This is a genomic window from Paraburkholderia sp. GAS41 (assembly GCF_050436545.1).
Classification (GTDB): Bacteria; Pseudomonadota; Gammaproteobacteria; order Burkholderiales; family Burkholderiaceae; genus Paraburkholderia.
The window spans coordinates 440,473-463,062 of record NZ_JBNDMK010000002.1; the positions used below are offsets into that span (position 1 = coordinate 440,473).

22 protein-coding genes are annotated in these 22,590 nt (G+C 61.5%); 14 read left to right on the plus strand and 8 right to left on the minus strand.

Going from position 1 to position 22,590, the window contains the following annotated elements:
* Positions 1 to 3 precede the first annotated feature (3 nt).
* The 3 genes from P3T43_RS05150 to P3T43_RS05160 all read left to right on the plus strand — a co-directional run bounded on the left by P3T43_RS05150 (position 4) and on the right by P3T43_RS05160 (position 1,002).
* A complete protein-coding gene (locus P3T43_RS05150) occupies positions 4 to 273 on the plus strand; it encodes an ArsR family transcriptional regulator (RefSeq protein WP_429280164.1) in 270 nt (89 codons plus the stop codon).
* A 96-nt stretch (positions 274 to 369) separates the two neighbouring features.
* Entirely contained in the window at positions 370 to 786 is a 417-nt protein-coding gene (locus tag P3T43_RS05155; protein WP_429279960.1) for a MarR family winged helix-turn-helix transcriptional regulator, read from the plus strand.
* Positions 787 to 867: 81 nt separating this feature from the next.
* Entirely contained in the window at positions 868 to 1,002 is a 135-nt protein-coding gene (locus P3T43_RS05160) for a hypothetical protein (RefSeq protein WP_283204765.1), read from the plus strand.
* A gap of 9 nt (positions 1,003 to 1,011) precedes the next feature.
* Here the strand turns inward: P3T43_RS05160 and P3T43_RS05165 are convergent, their stop codons facing one another.
* Positions 1,012 to 1,281, minus strand: a complete 270-nt coding sequence (locus P3T43_RS05165) for a hypothetical protein (RefSeq protein ID WP_429279961.1) — start codon at positions 1,279 to 1,281, stop codon at positions 1,012 to 1,014.
* A gap of 494 nt (positions 1,282 to 1,775) precedes the next feature.
* Between P3T43_RS05165 and P3T43_RS05170 the strand changes: the two genes are divergently transcribed.
* A complete protein-coding gene (locus P3T43_RS05170; RefSeq protein ID WP_429279962.1) occupies positions 1,776 to 2,810 on the plus strand; it encodes a GNAT family N-acetyltransferase in 1,035 nt (344 codons plus the stop codon).
* 60 nt (positions 2,811 to 2,870) lie between these two features.
* Here the strand turns inward: P3T43_RS05170 and P3T43_RS05175 are convergent, their stop codons facing one another.
* Positions 2,871 to 4,055 (minus strand): glycosyltransferase family 4 protein, encoded by a 1,185-nt coding sequence (locus P3T43_RS05175; RefSeq protein ID WP_429279963.1) that lies wholly within the window; start codon positions 4,053 to 4,055, stop codon positions 2,871 to 2,873.
* Between the two features lie 265 nt (positions 4,056 to 4,320).
* Positions 4,321 to 5,250, minus strand: a complete 930-nt coding sequence (locus tag P3T43_RS05180; RefSeq protein WP_429279964.1) for a LysR substrate-binding domain-containing protein — start codon at positions 5,248 to 5,250, stop codon at positions 4,321 to 4,323.
* A gap of 139 nt (positions 5,251 to 5,389) precedes the next feature.
* Here P3T43_RS05180 and P3T43_RS05185 point away from each other — a divergent pair, with 139 nt between their 5' ends.
* The 6 genes from P3T43_RS05185 (at position 5,390) to P3T43_RS05210 (ending at position 14,925) form a co-directional block, all read left to right on the plus strand.
* Positions 5,390 to 6,160, plus strand: a complete 771-nt coding sequence (locus P3T43_RS05185) for a transporter substrate-binding domain-containing protein (RefSeq protein ID WP_429279965.1) — start codon at positions 5,390 to 5,392, stop codon at positions 6,158 to 6,160.
* Positions 6,161 to 6,214: 54 nt separating this feature from the next.
* The gene (locus tag P3T43_RS05190; RefSeq protein ID WP_429279966.1) at positions 6,215 to 7,330 is read left to right on the plus strand and encodes a succinylglutamate desuccinylase/aspartoacylase family protein; all 1,116 of its coding nucleotides are present in this window, start codon (positions 6,215 to 6,217) and stop codon (positions 7,328 to 7,330) included.
* A 108-nt stretch (positions 7,331 to 7,438) separates the two neighbouring features.
* Positions 7,439 to 9,397, plus strand: coding sequence for an amylo-alpha-1,6-glucosidase (locus tag P3T43_RS05195; RefSeq protein WP_429279967.1), 1,959 nt, complete (start codon positions 7,439 to 7,441; stop codon positions 9,395 to 9,397).
* A 90-nt stretch (positions 9,398 to 9,487) separates the two neighbouring features.
* Positions 9,488 to 12,211 carry an MGH1-like glycoside hydrolase domain-containing protein gene (locus P3T43_RS05200; RefSeq protein ID WP_429279968.1) on the plus strand — a complete coding sequence of 908 codons (2,724 nt, stop codon included), beginning with the start codon at positions 9,488 to 9,490 and terminating at the stop codon, positions 12,209 to 12,211.
* A gap of 154 nt (positions 12,212 to 12,365) precedes the next feature.
* On the plus strand, positions 12,366 to 13,964 hold the full coding sequence (zwf, locus tag P3T43_RS05205) for a glucose-6-phosphate dehydrogenase (protein WP_429279969.1): 1,599 nt from the start codon (positions 12,366 to 12,368) through the stop codon (positions 13,962 to 13,964).
* A 205-nt stretch (positions 13,965 to 14,169) separates the two neighbouring features.
* Positions 14,170 to 14,925, plus strand: coding sequence for an ROK family protein (locus tag P3T43_RS05210; RefSeq protein ID WP_429280165.1), 756 nt, complete (start codon positions 14,170 to 14,172; stop codon positions 14,923 to 14,925).
* 89 nt (positions 14,926 to 15,014) lie between these two features.
* Here P3T43_RS05210 and P3T43_RS05215 read toward each other — a convergent pair whose 3' ends face one another.
* The 4 genes from P3T43_RS05215 to P3T43_RS05230 form a co-directional block, all read right to left on the minus strand.
* Positions 15,015 to 16,010, minus strand: a complete 996-nt coding sequence (locus P3T43_RS05215; protein ID WP_429279970.1) for an aldo/keto reductase — start codon at positions 16,008 to 16,010, stop codon at positions 15,015 to 15,017.
* 92 nt (positions 16,011 to 16,102) lie between these two features.
* Positions 16,103 to 17,311 (minus strand): MFS transporter, encoded by a 1,209-nt coding sequence (locus P3T43_RS05220; protein ID WP_429279971.1) that lies wholly within the window; start codon positions 17,309 to 17,311, stop codon positions 16,103 to 16,105.
* Between the two features lie 226 nt (positions 17,312 to 17,537).
* On the minus strand, positions 17,538 to 17,897 hold the full coding sequence (locus P3T43_RS05225; RefSeq protein WP_429279972.1) for a HigA family addiction module antitoxin: 360 nt from the start codon (positions 17,895 to 17,897) through the stop codon (positions 17,538 to 17,540).
* Positions 17,898 to 17,917: 20 nt separating this feature from the next.
* On the minus strand, positions 17,918 to 18,229 hold the full coding sequence (locus tag P3T43_RS05230) for a hypothetical protein (RefSeq protein WP_429279973.1): 312 nt from the start codon (positions 18,227 to 18,229) through the stop codon (positions 17,918 to 17,920).
* 148 nt (positions 18,230 to 18,377) lie between these two features.
* Between P3T43_RS05230 and P3T43_RS05235 the strand changes: the two genes are divergently transcribed.
* Both P3T43_RS05235 and P3T43_RS05240 read left to right on the plus strand, forming a co-directional pair.
* Positions 18,378 to 18,779 (plus strand): TetR/AcrR family transcriptional regulator, encoded by a 402-nt coding sequence (locus P3T43_RS05235; protein ID WP_429279974.1) that lies wholly within the window; start codon positions 18,378 to 18,380, stop codon positions 18,777 to 18,779.
* A 283-nt stretch (positions 18,780 to 19,062) separates the two neighbouring features.
* Complete coding sequence (locus P3T43_RS05240) at positions 19,063 to 19,890, plus strand: ProQ/FINO family protein (protein WP_429279975.1); 828 nt, start codon at positions 19,063 to 19,065, stop codon at positions 19,888 to 19,890.
* A 143-nt stretch (positions 19,891 to 20,033) separates the two neighbouring features.
* On the opposite strand, the gene P3T43_RS05245 is transcribed toward P3T43_RS05240, so the two are convergent.
* On the minus strand, positions 20,034 to 21,017 hold the full coding sequence (locus P3T43_RS05245) for a CPBP family intramembrane glutamic endopeptidase (RefSeq protein ID WP_429279976.1): 984 nt from the start codon (positions 21,015 to 21,017) through the stop codon (positions 20,034 to 20,036).
* 232 nt (positions 21,018 to 21,249) lie between these two features.
* Between P3T43_RS05245 and P3T43_RS05250 the strand changes: the two genes are divergently transcribed.
* Both P3T43_RS05250 and P3T43_RS05255 read left to right on the plus strand, forming a co-directional pair.
* Positions 21,250 to 21,831: a DUF4336 domain-containing protein gene (locus tag P3T43_RS05250; protein ID WP_429279977.1), complete on the plus strand. Its 582-nt coding sequence runs from the start codon at positions 21,250 to 21,252 to the stop codon at positions 21,829 to 21,831.
* Entirely contained in the window at positions 21,816 to 22,472 is a 657-nt protein-coding gene (locus tag P3T43_RS05255) for an HAD hydrolase-like protein (RefSeq protein WP_429279978.1), read from the plus strand. The genes P3T43_RS05250 and P3T43_RS05255 overlap by 16 nt, the downstream gene beginning before the upstream one ends.
* Positions 22,473 to 22,590 lie beyond the last annotated feature (118 nt).

Consider the following 22,590-nt stretch of genomic DNA (forward strand, 5'->3'; position numbering starts at 1 on the left):
ACACTGATGAACGACGAAGTCGATCCGATGGTGGTCGCCATCCTGGCGCAACTATGGCGCGCCGAGCAGGAAAGGCCGGGACGTGACTGGTCGCTGGCGAAACTCTCGAAGCAGGCCGGTGTGCCGATGAGTGCGCTGCGGCGTCAACTGACGGCGCTGGTGGAGGGCGGCATTGCAGAGACGTCGCTGACAGAGGAAGGCACCGGTAGCGCGCGGCTGAGCGATGCGGGCCGCAGCCTGTGCGCTGAACTGTTTCAGGATCCCGCAGAGTAGGTCGAGGGCCGCGGATGCTGGGTACGGTATGCCCTTTGCGCGTCCGGCATCCCGAATGTAGTTGCATTGCTAACTATATTCCGTTACTCTTGTTCCATGTTCGATCATTGCCTTTACTTCAACACCTCAGCGCTGGCCCGTCGTCTTGAACGCGAATGGGCGGAAGCATTCGAGCCATTCGAGGTGACGCCGCCGCAAGGCTTCATGCTGCGGGCGGTGATCGATCGTCCAGGCATGCTGCAACGTGAACTCTCGGACGAGTTGTCCATCGCGAGGCCCACGGCCACGCGCGCACTGGATGGACTCGAAGCAAAGGGCTATATCGAACGCCGCCGCACCGGAGAAGACGGTCGCGAAGTCTCCATTTTCCCAACGGCCAAGGCGCTCGCGATCAAGGCCGAGTTGAACGGCGCGAGCGGCGCGGTGACGGCCAGACTCAAAAGAGTGCTGGGCAGTACCGAGTTTACGGGCGCGGTATCCGCGATTCGTGAGGTGCGCGCGGCACTGCCTTAAGCGCGCTTTTTTTCACTTGATAGTTGCATAGCTAATTATATGAGGGTCGCATACGGATTTAGCCGTTGCGTCCATTTCACCATGAAACGTATTGCCGCCTTTTCTCTTGCGACGTGGTCGGCCGCAGCCATTCTGTATTTCGGACAGCACTCGGTCGCATTGATCGCGTTGAGTGGCGTTGTCGTGCTGGGCGGTTTCGATCTGCTGCGTCCCTGACGCGACGCTTCACTCGCCGCCGCGCAGTTTCACTGCCACTTCGTGCCAGTCGCGCACGCCTTCTTGCAACGCGTCGCACAGTTGGGTGTCGACTTCACTGAGACGCGACCATAGTTCGTTGAGCTGTTTCTCTCGCAACTGGAAGACGGCTGCGGCCGCCATTTTGCGCGCGCCTCGCAAGCGCTTTTCAGCGTCGAGGCATTCCAGATGGAGTGTCGCGACCTGCGGATCTGCAAGATCGAGCTGACGCAGTTCGATACTGCTCAAGCGTGTGTTCATGGTTTCCTCGCAATACCCGTCAATTTTTATTGTGCCCCGCGCGACTGACCTGCTATGCGCTGGTCGTGCGATACATCATGCCGAGATGCAACGGTGTCCTGATCGGCGCGGCACAGTATGCCGGGTCCATGTTTTAGGTGGCAAGGATAATCGGCAGATCGAACTATGTTTGTCGAAGGCAAACGTTTTCGTGTCTGCATTGCGTTGCGGCCTCACGTGCCTGACCCAAGGTTGCCCGTAAAACGGGCGCGCGGCCGCTGACGCGAACCCACCCGTCGGACTCTCGATTTTGGCGTAAAAGCACTACCGGACTACGAATAGACTCGGGTTAATCGAGTCGATGCTGCGTGCGGGCTGTGCGGGAATAGCGGTCGCGGTAGCGTGCCTGACGGCACACCGTTTAGCCGTCACGAAAGCGGCCCTGTATGGCAATCAAACTGGGGTGGACCTGGGCGATGACTGCATGGTCAGGCCCGGAACAATGTGAGTCGCCGATGACAACACTGCGAGACCCGGCGTTGCCTCCTGAGCGCGTGACGCGCGGCCTCACCGCCATGCCCTCTCCGGCCGCGCAGGTGCGCCTGCCGGACGAGTCTGCGGCCCACTCCATCTTCCATGAACCGTGGTGGCTCGACATTGCCACCGGTGGCAACTGGAGCATGGCTAAAGTCGTGCGCGGCGCCAAGGTGCTCGGCGAGTTGCCGTACTACTCCACGCGCAAGGGCATGTGGCGGATCTCGCAACTGCCACCGCTCACGCGCACCCTGGGTCCCGTCATTCCGTCACTCGGCCTGGATGGCGCTCACGAACAGCATCATCGGCTGAGCGTCACGACGGAACTGATCGAGCAGTTGCCGCTGTTCGATAGCTTCTTTCAGGTTTTCGATCCCCGCATCAAGGATGCACTCGCTTTCGCCTTGCACGGCTTCACGGTGTCCGCGCGCTATACGTTTCAGATCGCACCCGACTGCACGGTTGCGGATGCATGGACGCGTCTGCACGGCAAGACCCGCAATGTCATCCGCAGTGCCGACAAGAAGCTGACCGTCGCGCCTATCGCCACGCCGAGCGAATTCCTGCAGTTCTACGAAGCGAATCTGCAAGACCGTTCACGTACGAATGCGTATGGATCGGTGGTGATGCGCCAGCTCGTCAACGCGTTTGTCGAGCGCAAAGCCGGACATCTGCTGGGCGCCTATGGACCGGGAGGGAAACTGGTTGCCGCAATCGGGCTCGTGTGGGACCGTCATGAAATGCATTACCTGCTTTCGTCGCGCACGCTGGGCGCGCATGCCGGGTCGATCAGCCTGCTGATCTGGACCGCGATGCAACACGCCCTCGAGCGCAAGCTGACGTTCGACTTCGACGGCTTTTCCAGTCCTGCGACCTACAATTTTCTGGATGGTTTCGGCGGGGTTTTGAAGCAACGGCTCGGGGTGGAGCGACTTAGTACGATGTATTCGGTCGCGCGCATTCTCAAGCGCCGTATGGTGCCGGGTTCGGGTTTGGTGTTTGCGCCGAATCTCTGATCTGCGATAGTGCGACTTCGCAAACGTCTCCCGCGACGACGCGCGGGGCCGCTATGACGTTTAAGCGACTTCTTGCGTGCGGGTCGCCGGGCCAATCATGGATTCGGCGAGATCGATGGTGTTCGATGCGAAGAGCGCCGGAGTCCAGCGTCTGACCGAGGTGACCGCGTTGGCCGAGAACCGCTCGCGCAGCGCGCTATCGCTGCCCAGTTGTATGATTTTTGCCGTGAGCGCGGATTCGTCGCCGGGTTCCACGATGAAGCCATTGACGCCGTCCTGCACGAGTTCGTTCGCCACGCCACAGGCGTGCGTGACGATCGCCGGAGTGCCTGCCGCAAACGCTTCATTGACACACAAGCCCCATTGATCGAACTGGCTGGCCAGCACGATGAAATCCGCCAGGGCATAAAGGCCGGGCATATGCTGGTTCGGCACCGAACTCAAAATGACCACGTGTTTTGCCAAACCCAACCGGTCGATCTGCTCCAGCAGCGAATCCTTGCACGGACCTTGCCCGACCAGCACGAGCGAAACCCCTGTCGTATGGAGTCCGGATTGATAGAACGCGCTAATCAGCAGATCGATATTCTTGCGCGCCACGAAGCGGCTGACGCATAGCATATAGCGTGGCGGCAGCGTGAAGTGCGCGCGGATGTCAGGCGCGTTCGAAGCGGCTTCGCGCGCCACTCGCGAAAAGTAGTCGACATCAATCACGTCGAATCCGACCCGTGACCGATCCATCGGGATACCCAAAGATGCGGCGTACGTACGATGTTTTTCGCCCGCAACCAACGCGCCATCGAACCTCGATACCAGCATGCGTTTCAAGCGCTCCTTGAGCGCATAGCGCTTGCCGTCGTCGGCTTTCGAGTCCGACATGTAGATCAGGGAGAAGCGGCGCGTCAGCGCCTTCAGGATGCACAGAACAATGGAGTAATTGGTGTTGTAGCCGAGAGTGACGGTCACGTCCGGCGCGAACGAACGAAACACGGACAGCAGTTCGATTGCCACGCGAATGGTGTGACCGTCGCCTTCGCTGGCGTCTTCGATCAGCGTGACGCAGTTCGCAGGATGGGTATCGAAGAAGGCCGCGCGGCGGTCCTGAGGAAAACCGTAAACACCGGATTTGCCGAACACTTCGACAAGAAACACCTCATGACCTCGGCTTTGGGCCAGTCGCAAGAGCGCCTGATACCGCGGCACGTGATAGTCACCCAGATTGCCGACGACGAATAGGACTCGCATGGAAGGGCCAATTGATCGGGGTTGGGTTGGCAGGATGCTCATCTCGCAAGCATGTCACGTGTCTCCTCGCCCGGTCTGGCGTGATCGCGCATGCTGCGCGAACATCTTGCCGGCTGATCATGGATTCTGGTGATCATCGTAACCTGCTGGCGGCGCGGACCGGAGCGTTGTCCGGTGACGGCGAGGGTTTGGCGGCTAAGTCAGCCTATTCAATTACAAGTCCAGGTGTCTCTCCATGCACGCCATGCGTGGGAGCGCGTCGCCATTACGATCCGGTGCGGGCGCGGACCGTGCGCGTGTACGAGGCGATCATGGTGGCGAGTTCCTGCGCGGCCGGTGTCACCGGAATTGCGGCACGCTGGAGCAAGCAGACGTTCTGCTCGACCACGCGCTCGTGCACCGGGATCGCGGTCAGTGTCTGAGCAAACAGCGGATGCCGCGTCACGATCGACGACTCCAGCGACAGGCAATCGGTCTCTCCGACCAGATGCAGGCTCTCGAACAGTCCTTCCACCGTCGCGATGATCTTCGGCGGTGGCAGGCCATGGCTTGCGAAGAAGTCGCTGAGACGATTGGCCTGCGGGTCATCGGTCAGATTCGGCGAGCGGGTGGCGATCCAGCTGCAGTCGGTCAACTCGGCAAGCGAACTGGCCTGCGCTTGCGGATGGCCGCGCCGGCATACGATCACCGGATCGGACGGATAGAGGGTGGTCACGGACAGATCGGTCGTGTCCGTGTGCTTCGAAACGAGCGCCGCGGCGAAGTCCAGCGTGCCCTCGCGAATCCACGCAATCATCATGCGTGAGGTGCCCGTGCGCAGATGCACGGCCACCCGCGGAAAACGTGCGCGGAATTCGGTCAGCACGGGCGCCAGGGTGTCGATCAGCGGCTCGGTGGTCATGCCGAGCGAGACCTCGCCGACATAATCGCCGCGCAACTGCTGCACCTCCTGCTCGACCCGTTCGCACTCGCCGAGAATGGCGCCGGCCCGCTGCAACAGCCGCTGACCGAGCGCCGTCAGCGCGATGCCACGGTTGGTGCGGGTAAACAGCGTGGCGCCGAGGATCAGTTCGAGATTTTGCAATTGCTGGGTGACGCCGCTTTGCGCCGTGCCTAACGCCCGTGACGCCGCGCGAATGCTGCCGTGTTCGGCGACCGCGGTAAAGACGCGCAACTGGGATATCGTCAGAGCCATGGCGGTCGATGATTTGGTGATCGGTAAAAGCGATCATGATATCCCTCCAAGGACTTCTTTGAAGCACCGGTGAGGGTTAGCATGAGCCCGACCACGGCTTTTGCCATTCCCTGTCACCTCTCTATCCGACCGGCTCTCCATGAAGACTCCGTTAATGATCCTGATTGCCGCGCTGAGTTTCAGCAGCGGTGCGTTTGCCGCTGACGGCGCCACGCTGCGGCTTGGTATCGATCCGAGCTATCCGCCCATGGACGCCAAAGCGCCGGACGGCAGCGTGAAGGGTTTGGATGTCGATCTGGGCAACGAAATCTGCCGACGCATCCACGCGCATTGCCAATGGGTCGAGCTCGAATTCTCCGGGATGATTCCGGCGCTGCAGGCGCGCAAGATCGACGCGATCATGTCGTCGATGGCCATCACCGCCAAGCGCGAACAACAGATTCTGTTTTCGGCGAAGCTGTTCCAGTTCAAGTCGCGCCTCGTGGCGAAGCAGGGCTCGGGACTGAGCGATGCGGCGGCGTCGCTGGCCGGCAAGCAGATTGGCGTGCAGTCGGGCACGCAGTTCGAGACTTACGCGCAAGCCAATTGGGCGCCGCACGGCGTCAATGTGGTGGCGTACAAAAGCCAGGATGAAGTCTTCACCGACCTGAGCAACGGTCGCCTCGACGGCGCCCTGCTGGGCACGGTGGAAGCCGATCAGGGCTTTCTGCGCACGCCGGCCGGCAAAGGCTTTGCATTCGCGGGCGCGCCGCTTTCAATGGGCGACCGCGGCGTAGGCATCGGCCTGCGTAAGGATGAGACGGCCTTACAGGCGTCCATCAACGCCGCGATTGCCGCGATGCTCAAAGACGGCACGTATGCGCAGATCGCCCACAAGTATTTCGATTTCGACCCGTACGGCGGCAATTGAGCGCGTCCATCGCGTTCCCGCGCATGCCTACCGTTTGTCTTCACCTCATCGCACATGAAAAAACAATCGATTCCGCTTCTGTCACCCGCCATCGGGACGCACCGTGAACTGGTGAGCTTCCATTTCGGCCCGGAAGATAGCGCTCAGAAGATCTATCTGCAGTCGACCCTGCACGCCGATGAAACGCCCGCCATGCTTACGACCGTGCTGTTGAAGCGCCGTCTGCTCGAACTCGAGGCGCAAGGCGCGCTGACTGCGCAGATCGTGGTCGTGCCCGTCGCCAATCCGGTCGGACTCGGACAATACGTGCTAGGGCAATTCCTTGGCCGTTTCGATCTGGGCAGCGGCAAGAACTTCAACCGCCATTTCCTGCAGTTCACGCGCCTGCTGGAGCGCGCGAAGGAATCGCTCGGAGCGGACGTGACGGCCAATCGCCAGATTGTCCGGCAACTAGTGAGCGAGCAACTGGCACAGCACAAGCCGCTGACCGAATTCGAATCGCTGCAACTGGCGTTGCTCAAACTCTCGTTCGATGCAGACGTGGTAATCGATCTGCATTGCTCGCTGGAGGCGGTCATGCATGTGTACACCAGCGAATCCGCATGGTCCGACTTCGAGCCGCTCGCGCGCTATCTCGGCTCGCAGGCCTCGCTGCTCGCCACCGACTCCGGCGGTGAAGCGTTCGACGAGACGCATAGTCTGTTGTGGTGGCAACTGCAGCAAGATCTGCCGGCGCATCAACCGGTGGACAACGGCACGATCGCCGTGACGGTGGAATGCCGCGGCCAGCGCGACGTCTCGTACGCGGTGGCGCAACAGGACGCGGACGCGCTGATCGATTACCTGATCCACCGCAAAGCGATTCGCGGTGAAGCGAAGCCGCTGCCCGAATTGCTCACACCGGCGACACCGCTTGCCGGCAGCGAACAGTTCTACGCACCGGTCAGCGGAATTCTGGTGCACCGGGTGAACATTGGCGACACCATCCGCGTGGGCGATCCGCTCTTCGATATCATCGACCCGCTGACGGACGAAACCACCGCGATCAGCAGCAAGACAGAGGGGATTCTGTATATGCGCCGCGCGATCCGTTTCGTCACCGCAGGCGCACCGCTCGGGCGGGTGACGGGCACGCGGCCTGTGCGTACCGGAGTACTGCTGGGAGCTTGAGGGTCGCAGAGTGGGATTTTTCATGCATGAGACGAAAAATCCCTTCGTTTTCGCCTGCTCGCGCGTAAGTCGGTAATATCGGAGGCGAACAGACGGTGAACGCAAACCATGACGCACATCGACAGGCCTTTCGATTCTTCTCAGTCCGAGCATGAGTGGCTCGAAGCCGATGGCTTTGGAGGATTCGCGTCGGGAACGGTCAGCACCGCGCGCACGCGCCGCTATCACGCACTGTTGTTGACGGCCACGCATCCGCCGGGTGGACGCATGGTGCTGGTGAACGGCATCGAGGCGTGGCTCGAGGCGGATGGCAAGCGTTATGCGCTGAGCATGCAGCGTTACGTGCCAGATCTGGTCTACCCCGACATTTCCTCCAGCCTGGTGGGCTTCGATACCCAGCCATGGCCGACCTGGCGTTTTCAGCTCGAAGGAGACGCGGTGCTGATCGCCGAGGTCTTCGTGGCGAAGGCAACCTGCGAGACCGTGTTGCGCTGGCGGGTCGAGCGGGGCGAGCCGGGCGGCGCGAGCGGCAGCACTGCGAGCGACTATACGTTGCATGTGCGGCCGTTGTTGTCGGGCCGCGATTACCATGCACTGCACCATGAAAACCCGGCTTTCAGTTTCAATGCAGACGTCGATGAAGCTCGCGCCTGCGTGAGCTGGCAACCCTACGGCGATGTGCCGGTGATCCACGCGTCGAGCAACGGGACTTACACCCACGCGCCCGATTGGTACCGAAACTTCTGCTACGTACGCGAGCGCGAACGCGGGCTCGATTTCAGCGAAGACCTGGCGACGCCCGGCGTATTCACTTTCCCGCTGGCAAACGGCGAAGCATGGATGATCCTGCAAGCCAACGCGCCCACGGACACGACCCCGGCGGTTGAACGCATCAAGACGCTCGCCGACGCGGAGCACGCGCGGCGCAACGCGTTCGCGTCGCGCCTGCATCGCTCCGCCGATGCGTATCTGGTGGCACGCGACGGCGGTCGCACCTTGCTTGCCGGGTTTCCATGGTTCACCGATTGGGGACGCGATACCTTCATCGCCATGCGCGGCTTGCTGCTCGCCTCCGGCCGCCTCGAGGCAGCGGAGGCGATTCTGCTCGAATGGGCCAATACGCTTTCCGAGGGAATGCTGCCGAACCGTTTTCCCGATTACGGCAGCACGCCGGAATACAACGCCGTCGATGCGTCGCTGTGGTTCGTGGTTGCCGTGCACGAGTATCTGGCAGCAGGGCAGGCCGGCGACACCACGCGTCAGCGCCTGCAGCAGGCCGTCGAGGCCATTCTCACGGGATATAGCGGAGGCACGCGCTTCGGGATTCGCGTCGACGACGACGGACTCTTGCGCGCCGGTGTGCCGGGTGTGCAACTGACGTGGATGGACGCCAAGGTTGGCGACTGGGTCGTGACGCCGCGCATCGGCAAGCCGGTCGAGGTGCAAGCGCTCTGGATCAACGCCCTGCGTATTGCGGCTCGCTGGAACGCGCAATGGCAGGACGCTGCGGCGCGGGCATCGCAGGCGTTCCACGAGCGGTTTACCGATCCCGTGAGCGGCGCATTGTTCGACAACGTGGATGTGGATCACGTCGCGGGCGCCATCGATCGATCGATCCGGCCGAATCAGATTTTCGCCGTGGGCGGCTTGCCGTTTCCCTTGCTCGAAGGGGCGGCGGCACGCGCGGTGGTCGACCAGGTGGAAACGCATCTGCTGACGCCGCTGGGTTTGCGCACCCTGGCACCGTCCGATCCCGCTTATCGGGGACGCTACGCGGGCAGTCCCGTGGAGCGCGACGGTGCTTATCACCAGGGGACGGTGTGGCCGTGGCTGGTCGGGCCATTCGTCGAGGCATGGTTGCGCGTGCATCAACCGGACAACGGCGCGAAAGCGCAAGCTCGCACGCGTTTTCTCGCGCCGCTGATCGAACATCTGGATCACGATGGCCTCGATCACATCTGCGAAGTCGCCGACGGCGATGCGCCGCATCAACCGGGCGGTACGCCGTTCCAGGCCTGGTCGCTGGGCGAATTGTTGCGCGTGAAGCGGATGCTGGCGAACGGGTAGACAACCGCCAGCCCTTGTTGACGCCTGCGCCACGCAAAAAGCGCTACGATGTGAGTCCCGCCGCGAGGCTTGATAGCAAGGGACTCGTCCATGCCGCCACTGCGTGCCGCCAATCTGCTCGCAACCATCGAAGGCGCCCGCCTGCACTCCAGCGAATGCGCCCGCTGGCAGCGCTGGGGCCCCTATTTGAGCGAGCGTCAATGGGGCACCGTGCGCGAGGATTACAGCGAAAACGGTACGGCGTGGGACCATTTCCCGCACGATCAAGCCCGTAGCCGCGCGTATCGCTGGGGCGAGGACGGCATGGCCGGCTTTGGCGACGACAAACTGAACTGGTGCATCTCCCTCGCGCTCTGGAACCGTCAGGATCCGATCATCAAGGAGCGGCTGTTCGGCCTTACCAATTCGCAGGGCAATCACGGTGAAGACGTCAAGGAACTGTACTTTTACCTCGACGGCACGCCTACCCATTCTTATATGCGCATGCTGTACAAGTACCCGCATGCCGCGTATCCGTATGACGACCTGATCCAGGAAAACGCCCGGCGCGGCGCCGATATGCCCGAGTACGAAGTGCTCGATACCGGCGTGTTCGACGACAACTGTTATTTCGACGTGCAGGTCGAATACGCCAAGCAAACGCCCGAAGATATGCTCATGCGGGTCACCGTCGAAAACCGCGGCGACCGCTCCGCCGTGCTCGACGTGTTGCCGCAGATCTGGGCGCGTAACACGTGGTCGTGGAACGGCACGAAGGATCGACCGTCGCTCACGAAGCAAACGTCGCGCGGCGTCACGCAACTGGTGGGGCGCCAGCAGGGGCACGACCCGATCGTGGTCACCGCGTGGTCGAACGACGCGCCTGAGCTGACCTGGTGCTTCTGCGAGAATGACACGAACGTCAAACGGCTCTTCGGCATGGACGGTGCGGGTCCGTTCAAGGACGGCATCAACGATTACCTCGTGCATGGCGACGCGCAGGCGGTGCGGTCCGACGCAGGCAGCAAGGCGGCCGCGCACGTGCCCCTCGAACTGGCGCCGCATGGCCGCGCCGTGATCTATCTGCGTTGGCGGCCCGAATGCGCGCCGGACAACGGGTCGCTCGACGCCGACGCGTTGTTCGCCCGCCGTCGCGCCGAAGCGGACGAATTTTATGCGGCGTTGCAGCACGACATGGCCGATCCCGATGCGCGGCTGGTGCAACGGCAGGCGCTCGCCGGCATGCTGTGGTCCAAGCAGTTCTACCAGTTCGACGTGCATCGGTGGCTGCAGGGCGATCCGGCGCAACCGGCGCCGCCCGAGAGTCGCAAGCATGGCCGTAACGCCGACTGGCAGCATCTGAGCAATGCGGACATCGTGTCGATGCCCGACAAGTGGGAATATCCGTGGTACGCCTCGTGGGACCTGGCCTTTCACGCCGCCGCGTTCGCGCTGATCGATCCGCAGTTTGCCAAACGCCAGTTGCTGCTGCTCGTGAAAGACCGCTATCAGCATCCCAATGGTCAGTTGCCGGCCTACGAGTGGGCCTTCGGCGATGCGAATCCGCCGGTCCACGCGTGGGCTGCGTGGCGGGTCTATGAAATCGACCGGGCGCTAACCGGCAAAGGCGACCGCGATTTCCTCGAACTCGTGTTTCACAAGCTGCTGCTGAATTTTTCGTGGTGGGTGAACCGCAAGGACGCCGACGGCCGCAACATCTTCCAGGGCGGCTTTCTGGGGCTCGACAACGTCGGCATCTTCGACCGTTCGTCGCCGCTGCCGACCGGTGGCCATATCGACCAGGCCGACGGCACCGCGTGGATGGCGGCCTACGCGCTCGATCTCATGCGCATTGCGCTGGAACTGGCGTTTGCCAATCACGTGTTCGTCGATATTGGCGTGAAGTTTTTCGAGCACTTCCTGTACATCGCCGAAGCGGCCAGTTGCGATGACGACAGCGAAACCGGGCTGTGGGATGGCGCCGACGAATTCTTCTACGACAAATTGCGCTTGCCCGACGGTTCCAGCGTGCCGTTGCGGTTGCGCTCGATTGTCGGGCTGATTCCGCTCTTCGCGGTGCACGTCCTCGAAGAGCGCCTGCACGGCACGCTGCCGGGGCTGCGCGATCGGCTGTTCTGGTTTCTCGGTCATCGTCCCGATCTCGCCAAACTGGTGTCGCGCTGGAACGAGCCGGGCAAGGGCAACAGCCTGCTGCTGTCACTGCTGCGCGGGCACCGCATGAAGGCATTGTTGCGGCGCGCACTCGACGAGTCAGAATTTCTTTCCGATCACGGCGTGCGGGCCCTTTCCCGGGTGCATCGCGATGAGCCGTTCGTCTTCAGGCACAACGGCGACAGCTTTTCCGTCAAGTATCTGCCGGCGGAATCGGATTCACGCGTATTCGGCGGCAATTCGAACTGGCGCGGACCGGTCTGGATGCCGGTCAACTATCTGTTGATCGAATCGCTGTACGAATTTCACCGCTATTACGGTGACGATTTCCGCGTCGAGTTTCCAACCGGTTCGGGTCAGAAATTCTCGTTGAGCGAAATCGCCGACCAGCTCGCGAGGCGTGCGACCACCCTGTTTCTGAAGGACAGCAAGGGCGAGCGCCCGGTCATGGGCGCTTATCCGCTGCTGCAAGCCGACCCGCGCTCGAGCGACCTCGTGCTGTTCCACGAATACTTTCACGGGGATACTGGGCGCGGTGTCGGTGCGTCGCATCAGACCGGCTGGAGCGGGCTCGTTGCGTTGCTGCTGCAACCGCGTGTGGCGTCGGAGGCGGGCTCGGTGCCCACCACGGGAGACGCCGAGGCAACGCTGGCGACGAGGTAGGCGCGCAGCGCAGAAGGGCGGGGCGGCGCTTCGACGTATGACGCAACTCCGCGAGAAGACGTTTCGCGACTGTTTTTGAACTGTGCGGCGGCGGGCGTGGTCTTTCATATACCGCCACCTCCGTTCCATTGGCTTCTCTGGATTGAGTGAACCTATGTCGACTCCTTCGAACGCATCTGCTTCAACGTCCTCCACACCCGGTCCGAAGCTGGATCTCGGATCGCACGCATCCATCCCCGCCGCGCCGGCTGGCAAGCACCCTGCACCGGCTTGCACGCTGGTGATCTTCGGCGCAGGGGGCGATCTGACCAAACGTCTGCTGATGCCGGCGCTGTACAACCTGACAGTAGATGGTCTGCTCGATCCACAGACGAAGGTCATCGGCGTGAATCACGGGCAGGTGGAAACCAGCGCGTGGCGCGACGATCTGTTCAAGGCGCTGCAGCAGTTCGCCTCTGATAAGGCCAGTACCTTCCACACCTCGAAGCTTGACGAAAAGGCCTGGGGCTCGCTTGCGCAGCGCCTCGAATATATGGCCGGCGAATTCGAAAGCGACGATACGTTCAATAGCCTGAAGCAGAAACTGCAGAACACGCCCGACGGCAACGTGGTGTTCTATCTCGCGGTGGGTTCACGCTTCTTCAAGCCGATTGTCGAACATCTCGGCAAGGCCGGCTTGCTCGATGAAGGCGACGGCGGCAAGGGTTTTCGCCGCATCGTGATCGAGAAACCGTTCGGCACCGATCTGGCTTCTGCGCGCGACCTCAATGCGCATATCCTGAGTTATGCGAAAGAAGAGCAGATTTATCGCATCGACCACTTTCTCGGCAAGGATACGGTACAGAGCATTCTCGCCGTCCGCTTTGCCAACGCGTTGTTCGAACCGATCTGGCGGCGTGAATACATCGAGTGCGTCCAGATCACGGCATCCGAAACGATTGGCGTGGAAGGCCGTGGCAAGTTCTACGAACAGACGGGCGCGTTTCGCGACATGGTGCCGAACCACCTATTCCAGTTGCTCGGCATGGTGGCCATGGAGCCGCCCAATTCGTTCGACGCCGAAGCGGTGCGCGACAAGAAGGCCGATATCTCCGACGCGATCCAGCGCCTGAAAGCGGACGACGTGGTGTTTGGCCAGTACGAGAAGGGTCCGGCGGGTCCCGGTTACCGCGAGGAACCGGACGTCGGATCCGACAGCCAGACGGAAACCTACGCGGCGGCGCGCGTGTTCATCGAAAACTGGCGTTGGGCCGGCGTGCCGTTTTATCTGCGTACCGGCAAGCGCCTTGCCGCGCGCCGCACGGAGATCTCCGTGCAACTGAAAGCGGTGCCGTTCCGCCTGTTTCGCGACACGCCTGTCGACGCATTGACGCCGAACGTGCTGACCTTGCGGATCGATCCAACGCATGGCACGAGTTTCGACTTCAACGTGAAGGCGCCAGGTCCCATCATGCAGATGGGCGCCGTGCAATCGTCCTTCAATTACGGCGATTTCTTCGCGGAACAGCCGAACGTGGGCTACGAAACGTTGCTGTATGACTGCATGCTGGGCGACGAGACGCTGTTTCAACGTGCCGACAGCATTGAAACGAGCTGGGCCGCGGTGGACGACGTGCTGCATCCGAAAGGCAGTCCGCTGCCGCTTCACGGCTACGCCGCTGGCAGCGAGGGTCCGGCCGAAGCCGATGCATTGCTCGCACAAAAAGGCCACAAGTGGCGGCCTTTGAGTACGGACGCAGACGCAAAGAAGTAAGGCTCAACAACACATCACCAAGGGGACCACCGTGGCGACACGTCAGAGCAACGTCAAAGGTAACGTCAAGAGCCGGACCAGCGGCGCCGCTAAACCCGCCGTCAAACCCGCCACGAAGCGCGAGGCCAAAACTGTGACGAAGGCCGCGCCTGAAGCGGCGCGCAAGTCCGCAGCGAAAAGCAGCGCCAAACGTGGCGTAGAGCAGATTCTTGCGATCGATGTAGGCGGCACAGGATTGAAGGCCGCAATCATCGACGGGCAAGGCAAGATGATGACCGAGCGCCTGCGTGTGGCTACGCCGCATCCCTGCACGCCGGAGCAGCTGGTCGATACGCTCGTCAAGCTGGTGGAGCCGCTGATGGCGCAGCATCCGCCATCACGCATCTCGATCGGCTTTCCGGGCGTGGTGCGCAACAATCGCATCCTCACTGCACCGCATTTCGGCGACGAGGGCTGGCACGATATTCCGCTTGCCGAGTCGCTGGCGAAGCGGCTTGGCGGTCTGCCGGTGCGCATGATCAACGACGCCGAAGTGCAGGGCTTTGCGGTTATCGAAGGGCACGGTATCGAGTTCGTGCTGACGCTTGGCACAGGCGCGGGAACAGCGCTATTTCGCGACGGCGAATTGATGCCGCATCTCGAACTGGCCCATCATCCGGTCAGCAAGAACCGCGCGTACGACGAATATATCGGCGACGCGGCACGCATGAAGGCGGGCAACAAGCGCTGGAATAACCGCGTCGAAAAGATCATCGGCATTCTTGCGTCGCTGGTGAACTACGACAAGCTGTGGATCGGCGGTGGGAATGCTGCGCGCCTGACCTTCAAGTTGCCGCCGAATGTCGCGGTGGTGTCGAACGACGCCGGCATCGCAGGGGGCGCGCGACTCTGGCATCCGCTCTCGTTGCGTGATACGCGGCAATTTCCTGATGCGGCGAAACGCACGGGTGTGTTCAGCTGATGCACGTTTGATTTTTTGTGCATCGTTACCCGCGGAATGTTTAGCTGAGCCAGGCGCGGTATCTCGAGCGAGGTGCCGCGCCTTGCTGTTTAGCGGGCCGCGTCGCCCCAGCGATACTCGTGCGTCGCGTCGTCGAGGCGCGCTTTCAGTTCGGCATCGAGCGTGAGGTCCACCGCGCTGAGCGTGTCGGTCAGTTGATCGGGATTGCTTGCGCCGATGATTGCAGAAGTGATCAGCGGATTGGCGAGCACCCAGGCCAGCGATGTTTTTGTCAACGTAACGCCGGACTCGACTGCAAGCGCGCGCAATTTGTCGATCGTTTCGAATTCGCGCTTATGCCAGTAGCGCTCCTGATACATCGCGCCGGCCTTGCCGACGGTTGCGGTGAAGCGTCCCTCTGCCGGTTGTGCTTCGTGACGATGCTTGCCGGTCAGCAAACCACCTGCCAGCGGGTTGTACGGCATCACGGCAAGCTGCTCCTCGCCAGCGAGCGGTAACAGTTCGCGCTCGATCTGCCGGAACAACAGGTTATAGCGTGGCTGGACGGAGACGAAGCGCGCCACGCGCAGCACATCCGCGCGCCCTAATGCACGCGCAAGCCGGTAAGCGAGGAAGTTCGACACGCCGACGTAGCGGGCTTTGCCCGAACGCACGATGATGTCGAGCGCTTCGAGCGTCTCGTCGAGCGGCGTTTCCTGGTCGTCGGAGTGCAACTGGTACAGGTCCACGTAATCGGTGCCGAGGCGGCGCAGCGAGGTGTCGATGGCATCGAGCAAGTGCTTGCGCGAGGCGCCCTGATCCCACGGCGACGGTCCAACCTTGCCCACGGCCTTGGTCGCGACGATAAAGCGTTCGCGCTTGCCCTTCAGCCAGCGACCGACGATTTCTTCGGTACGTCCCGCCAGATTCTCTCCGCCGCCGAGCGGATAGACGTCTGCGGTATCGATGAAGTTGACACCGGCCTCCGCCGCTTTATCGAGGATGCTGTGCGAGACCGACGCTTCGGTCTGCAAGCCGAACGTCATCGTGCCGAGGCATAAACGTGAAACGCTTAGGCCGGTGCGGCCGAACTTACGGTATTGCATGGTGGACTCCGCGAGAGAAACAGATTGCCGGTTGCGTGGAGCGAAAAGCATAGCGCTTATCGACGATCCGCGTTGACGGCACGCGTGACGGGTCAGTCGGGCAACGCTGCGGCGGCTGGTTCAATGATGAGATGGTGCTTGCCGAAGGAGATGCCTACCGCAGCGAGGCACGCCATTGCAATGCCACCGAGGACGATGAACACATCGCTCGTGGAGAGCAGGCTTGTCAGTACCGCTCCGAAACACGGCGCGATAAATTGCATGCACAACCCCGCGGACTGCAGTGCCGCGCTAGCGCTTGCCACCTGATCCGCGAGGCGGCGAGCGATAAATGACCTGCATTCGACCTTGAAGCGCGCGCCGACGAGGCCGGTGGCAAAGAAAGCAACGGCCAGCATCAGCGCGGCGGAATGCAAGGGCAACCGGAAGATACCGCCAATGGCGATGAACACGGCACATGTCGCGAAGGCGGGGGCCAGTAGCGCGCTTAAGCCTGCTTGCCGTGCGTTGCGTCCCATGGGCAGCAGGCTGCCGAGCATGCCGCCCAGCGCAGAACACGAGACCACGATGCCCAGCAGGGACTTGTCGAAGCCGTGGTGCTTCAACATCAACGGAAACTGATTGTTGATGGCGGCAGCCAGCGCGAAGTAAATGCCAACGCAAAGCAACAGCGGCACGATGGGCCCGCTGAAGCGTGCTCGCGGCGCAGCTTGCCGGTCGCGGACTGCCGCTACTGTAGATGCCGCGTGGTCGCGCCACGCCGCTGCCAGCATCAAGGCAATGGCGACGGCGATCAATACAATCGACGCGAGCACGGTGCGGCTGTCGCCAGCCCACGCGCCAACGATACCGCCGGCCGCGGGCGCACAGATCTTCGCTAGATTTTGAGCCAGAGTCAGAAGCCGGAAGGCGCGGCTTTGCTGCGCCTCGTCGACGCGGGTGGTGACATAGAGCGTCTCGGATGGGTCGGTGTAGCCAAGCGCCGCGGACTTCAGCGCGACGACCAGCAGGAAGATAACGAAGTTGCCGACCCAAAGCAGCGCGGAAGTCGTTCCCAGTGTGAGCGTCAATGCGACGATAAGAACCCGTGTACTGGCATGACGACTACAGACCCGGCTGATGGTCCGCGTGAGCAGAATGGGTGGCACCAGCAGTGCCGCGCTCAGGATCACCAGGTCGAATGGGCTGGCGTTGAATCGATAGGTCGCGATGTTCAAAATCGCGAGAAAATTGATCCACCCACCGAAGCTGGCAAAGAAACTGCCGGTCAAAAACGTGTAGAAACGGCGATTCCCGGACATATTCACTCTCAGCGCAGATTGGTTTTATAGAGCCCCGTGGCCCAACCCAAAACAGCAAGTCGTGACAAGGCCTTCGAAGTCTTTCGAATCGAAAATCAAGGAATACTAAAAAATCAAGGCGAGACGATTCGAACCCTGGGTGTCTCAAGGGTTCAATGCAGCTATGCTAACTAACGAGCATGACAGGTAATGCTGACCTTACTGATCTTCCAGATACGGGAAGAATCTAGAACAGCGCCGGCTGTGCAGAGACCACTGGCATGACGTTGAGTTCGTCGAGTCGCAGGCGCGCTTTGGCAAGATCGTGAAGCACTTGCCTTTGCAACCAGGTTTCCGCGCCACCACCGAAGGCCTTGTCGAGCCGCAACGCCATCTCCGGTGAAATCCCTGCTTTGCCACTCAACAGATTGGTAAGCGCCTGACGACTGACGCCCAGAATCGACGCACCTTCGGTGACGCTCAAGTTGAACCGCTCGAGGCAGTTCTGCCGGACAGTGATGCCCGGGTGGATGAAATCTGAATCGGCCATGGACTGAACAATATCGGCGAACGGCTGTTCCGTCAACTGACAAGCGCTGCTTGTCATGTGGGCGAGCCGTCATGCTTTTATTGCGCGTGCTTGTCGCGCCAGACCTTCCCGAAGTGCATCGACATAAAAAGCCCGATTGCCAGCGCACCCGCCAGCGGCACGATCAGGTCGGGCGTGAATTCGAGGGTCACGGGATGGCGCGAAAACAGATAAAGGCCGACTAGAAGATTGATAAAGCCCCACAGGAAGTTCACGAGTGAAGAGGAGTCACCGACGCCGTGTGGTTTGGCGAAGGGGGTGGGAAAGGGCGCGCCCTGCAGTCCTGCGACGAGGTGGGGAATGCTGTTGCAAAGGAAAGCACCAGCAAAGAAGGTAGCGACGTAGTGCATGCGGGGATCCCGTGAAAGAGTGTTGATATGTGAGCACACGCTCCACGAGTGCGCAAGAACCCAAACGGCAGCGGGGCACCTGCGTGTCGCGGCGATTCTGGAAGCCGGAGTCGCGGTATTCACCGAAAAGGGTTACGAGGCGGCGACGATGACCGAGATCGCAGCGCGCTCCGGCACCGCGATTGGTTCGCTGTACCGGTTTTTCCCGTCCAAGGAGGTGCTGGCGGATACCTTACTCCAGCGCTATGCGCAGCACGTGACGGATCGTTTCGCCGCACTCGGAAAATCCGCGTCGACCCTGTCGGTCGACGCACTGGCCGACGCGCTCGTCGACTTCACGATGTCGCTGCAATCGCAGCGCAGTTTTGCTGCCGCACTGCTCGACGCGCGCGGCGGCAGTGACGAGCGGCGCGTCAAGTTTCGCCAATCCATGCGTGAAGGATTGGCGGGAATTCTGCGCAGGGTCATCCCCGTAATCAGCAAGGCGAAAGCGGAAATCACCGCGGTCGCTTCTGCACGTGCTCAAGGGTTTCGCCGTGGTCGCGGATGAAAAGCCGGGGGGCCGTCGTTTGCTGCAGGCGGAAATCAGGCGGCTCGTGCACGTCTACCTCGATTCGGCCGAGCGTGACGCTAGCGCGTAGGGCTCGGCGAGCAGCCGCTCATCGTACCGACGTCCGGCACGATTCATTCCGTATTGCGAAACGACGGTCATCGCCGATGCTGCCCGCTTTCGGCCACGACCCGCGCGGCGCCTGGCGCTGCGGCGGAGCGTAAATATCGCTTTCTGGTCGAACTGCTACAATCCACGCATTTTCCTCGTCGTAGACTGCATCATGGGCTTTGAACAACTCGCTGCACTGAAAGACCAGCTGGCGAAACAGGCTGAAGAGAAACGCATGGCGAAGCGCGCGCAGCACGCCAAGCCGGCGCAAAACGCCAAGCCAGCGAAGCAGGCCGAGGCACCGAAGCAAGGCGGGGCATCGAAGCAGGCTGAGACATCGAAGCAAGCCAGGCCGGGCCGCGCTGCGCCCACGTCTGCTCGCCATGCGCAGGCGCAAAAGGCGCCTGCCCAGAAGTCAAAGCCGGTCGATCCCGTGGTGCTGTCAATCGGCAAGCTGCAGAAACGCTTCCCGAAAGCGTTTCCGAAGAATCCGGCCCCGAAAGTGCCACTCAAAGTGGGCATTTTCAAGGACCTGCTTGAACACTCGGAAGAACTCGGGCTGGACGAAGCGGCGCTGCGCGATGCCATCAAGGTATGGTGCTGGGGCAGCCGCTATTGGGCATGTGTCGCCGAAAACGCCATGCGTGTCGACTTGAACGGTCAGGATGCAGGTCAGGTGCTGCCGGCGGAAGCGGCGCGTGCGCGCGGTTTGCAGGCCAAGCGGCAAAAGGCCAGGAGCGCCGCGCAAAGTGGTGCGGCTCATCAGGCCGCCACGGTGCAACAAGGTAGCGACGCGCAGCAGGATGCGGTGGTGCCACAAGAAGACAACGCGGCTGAACAAAACAACGCTGGTGCACAAGGCGACGCTGGTGCACAAGACAACGTTGCTGAACAAAACAACGCTGCGCAAGAAGCCCACGTGGCTCAGCAGGACGTCGTCACGCAGCAGGGCAATGCCAGCCAGAAAGACAGCGCCGCCCAACAGGACAACGCGGCGTAAGCAAAGCCGCGTTCTCCCATGACTCGGTGGCGAGTTTCACTTGAAAACTCGCCTGCCGACCAAACCTCATTTCTTAACGCTGCGAAACCGTTCATTCACGCGGAGATTTCCTGCGTAGTGCGAATGGGCGTGTTAGCGATCTGTTAGCGGTCGACCCGGCGCTTCGGCTTCCAACCGTTGCCGGCGAACGGCGAGGTGGTGCGACGTCCCCACCACCAGCGCATTGACACAACCATCACGACGAACAACACAAGCACGACGACGCTGCCTTCCGGGCCGGTTTTGCCGCCGCTCAGCAGAACATTGCCGAGCGGATGCGCCGTAAAGAGGCGATGGTCCACCACCGTGCCGCTATCCGACGTGCCATAGAAGTAGGACTCACCCCAGTCCCACGCGCAATGGAAGCCGATTGCCCAGAACAGCGACCCTGTGTACCAGAGGCTCAAGCAGAATACGACGCCAAACGCCCCGGCGGAGATCAGGCCCACGGGCGTTTCGTCGGGGTTGTAGCCATGCAGACCTGCGAACAGTATCGAGAGCAGGATCGCACTCCACCAGAAACCCATGCCGTGCGTCAGCGTGTATTGCAGGTATCCGCGCAAGGCCGACTCTTCAAAGATAGCGACGAGCAGAAACAATCCGGCCCACGCTAATCCACCCCACCAGGCGGTCGCATCCTGCATCACCGGTGCGTCGAGTGTCAGCACCTGCATTTGCATCAGGGCGAACACCGTCAAGCTGATGGCGGCGAATCCGCAAAGCAACCCGCCACCGAAGCGCGTCCATCCGGCGGAATCTTGCAGTCCGAAGGACAGCATGGGACGCCGCTCGATAGCCGACATCACGGCTAATGCGACCAACAGACTGAGCATCTGGATGCTCTCGCCGAGGTAGAAAGGCAGCAGCATCAAATGCGTCGTGCTGTGCGGCACAGGTCCGAAGACATAGTGCATCAACTTCGCAATACTGAATATGGCGGCCAGAAACACCGCAATGAAGAGCGCGATTCTCCAGCCCCAGCGAATCCCGTGGTGGCCGACGAATGTCTGGCGCAACCGTCGCTTGCGCCGCGCGGAGGGCGTCTCGTGGTGGGTGGGTTGAGCAGGCTGCTGAAGCAGGTCGTCCAAAAAAGCCTCCGTTTTGATGGCGACGGTGGAAGGCGGAGCATACTGTTTTCGACCGCGTGCGGCGGTCGAAGCGTCCCGGCCGTTAGTGCGCCGACAGCTTGCGGCCGGCTTGATTTGCGCGCATTACTTTAACGTCGTTTCGGACGTGATGCCAACGTGTTGAATAATGACGATTGTCTGGCCGAAGGATGCCTGAGCTTATCCGAAACGTGTCCGTACAGAGGAGCGCACGATGCCCCAGCTGCAGCAAATTGCCGACAACATCTGGACCGTCGCAGCCCAGCACGCTTTCTTGGGAATGCACCTTGGGACGCGCATGACGGTGGTTCGTCTCGCGAGTGGAGGGCTGTGGCTGCATTCGCCGGTCGCGGCCTATCCAAACGCGACGCTCCATGGTCCTCACGCACTGCGGCGCAAGCGCAAGGATCTGCCGTTTTCCGCTGATCTCTCCGATACGCCGCATCCAGACTGGCTAAACGATCTCGCACCGCTTGTCATTCGCGGCTGCCTGCTGCAAGAAACGGTTTTCTTCCATCAGCGGAGCCGCACGCTGATCGCCTCCGACCTCGTCGAGAATTTCAAAACGTCGCCGCATTGGCTCACGCGGATGTATCTCAAGGTGTGTGGTCTGGAAGGCAAGATCACATGGGGCGGACCCTACCGTTTGCTGTACAGGAACCGGCAAGCGGCGCGCGCGTGTATCGACCGTTTGCTGGAATGGCCGTTTGAGCGCGTGGTGATCGCGCATGGCGATCTGATATTGCGCGACGCCCATCTGTCCATCGAGCGCGGCATGGCATGGCTGAAGGCGTAGTCCACTCCATGCCGTTCAAACTCGCCATCTTCGATTTCGACGGTACGTTGGCCGATACGCTTCCGCTGCTTATCGAATCGATCAACGGCCTTGCGGTTCGCCACGACTTCAGACAGGTCGAGCGTCACGAGATGGACAGGCTGCGTTCCATGGGCGCACGTGAGATTCTTCGCGATTTGCGGTTGCCCATCCATCGCGTTCCACGCGTGCTTATCGACTACAGGGCCCTCATGCAGCGGCGCGCGGGCGCGATACATCCCTTCGCCGGCATCGTGCAGGCGCTGCAAAGTCTCGCAGACCACGACGTGATGCTTGCAATAGCCACGTCGAATTCGCTTGCCAATGTCGAGGCCGTGCTTGGGCTGGATTGGGTGGAACGCTTTGCCGCGGTCGAATGCAGTACGGGTTTGTTCGGCAAAGCGCAGCGTCTGCGCAAGATCCTGCAGGCGACAGGCGTCGCGAGAACGGAGGCCATCTACGTTGGCGACGAGATTCGCGATGCCCACGCGGCGCGCAAGATCGGTATCTGCTTCGGCGCGGTGGGCTGGGGATATACAGACTTCGCCGCGCTGATGCGTCTGGCGCCGGACGCGTCGTTCAGCGAGCCGGCAGAATTGGCCGGGCTCGCGGCGGGAAGCTAGTCAGCGGCGCGCAGCTTCCAGCAGTCGAACCTCACCTCGGGCTAGAATCGGTCGCAGACAGGTCCCCAGCCGGCGCACTAGCTGACGTAAAAGCAGCAGGCGCTGGCCACTAACCGAA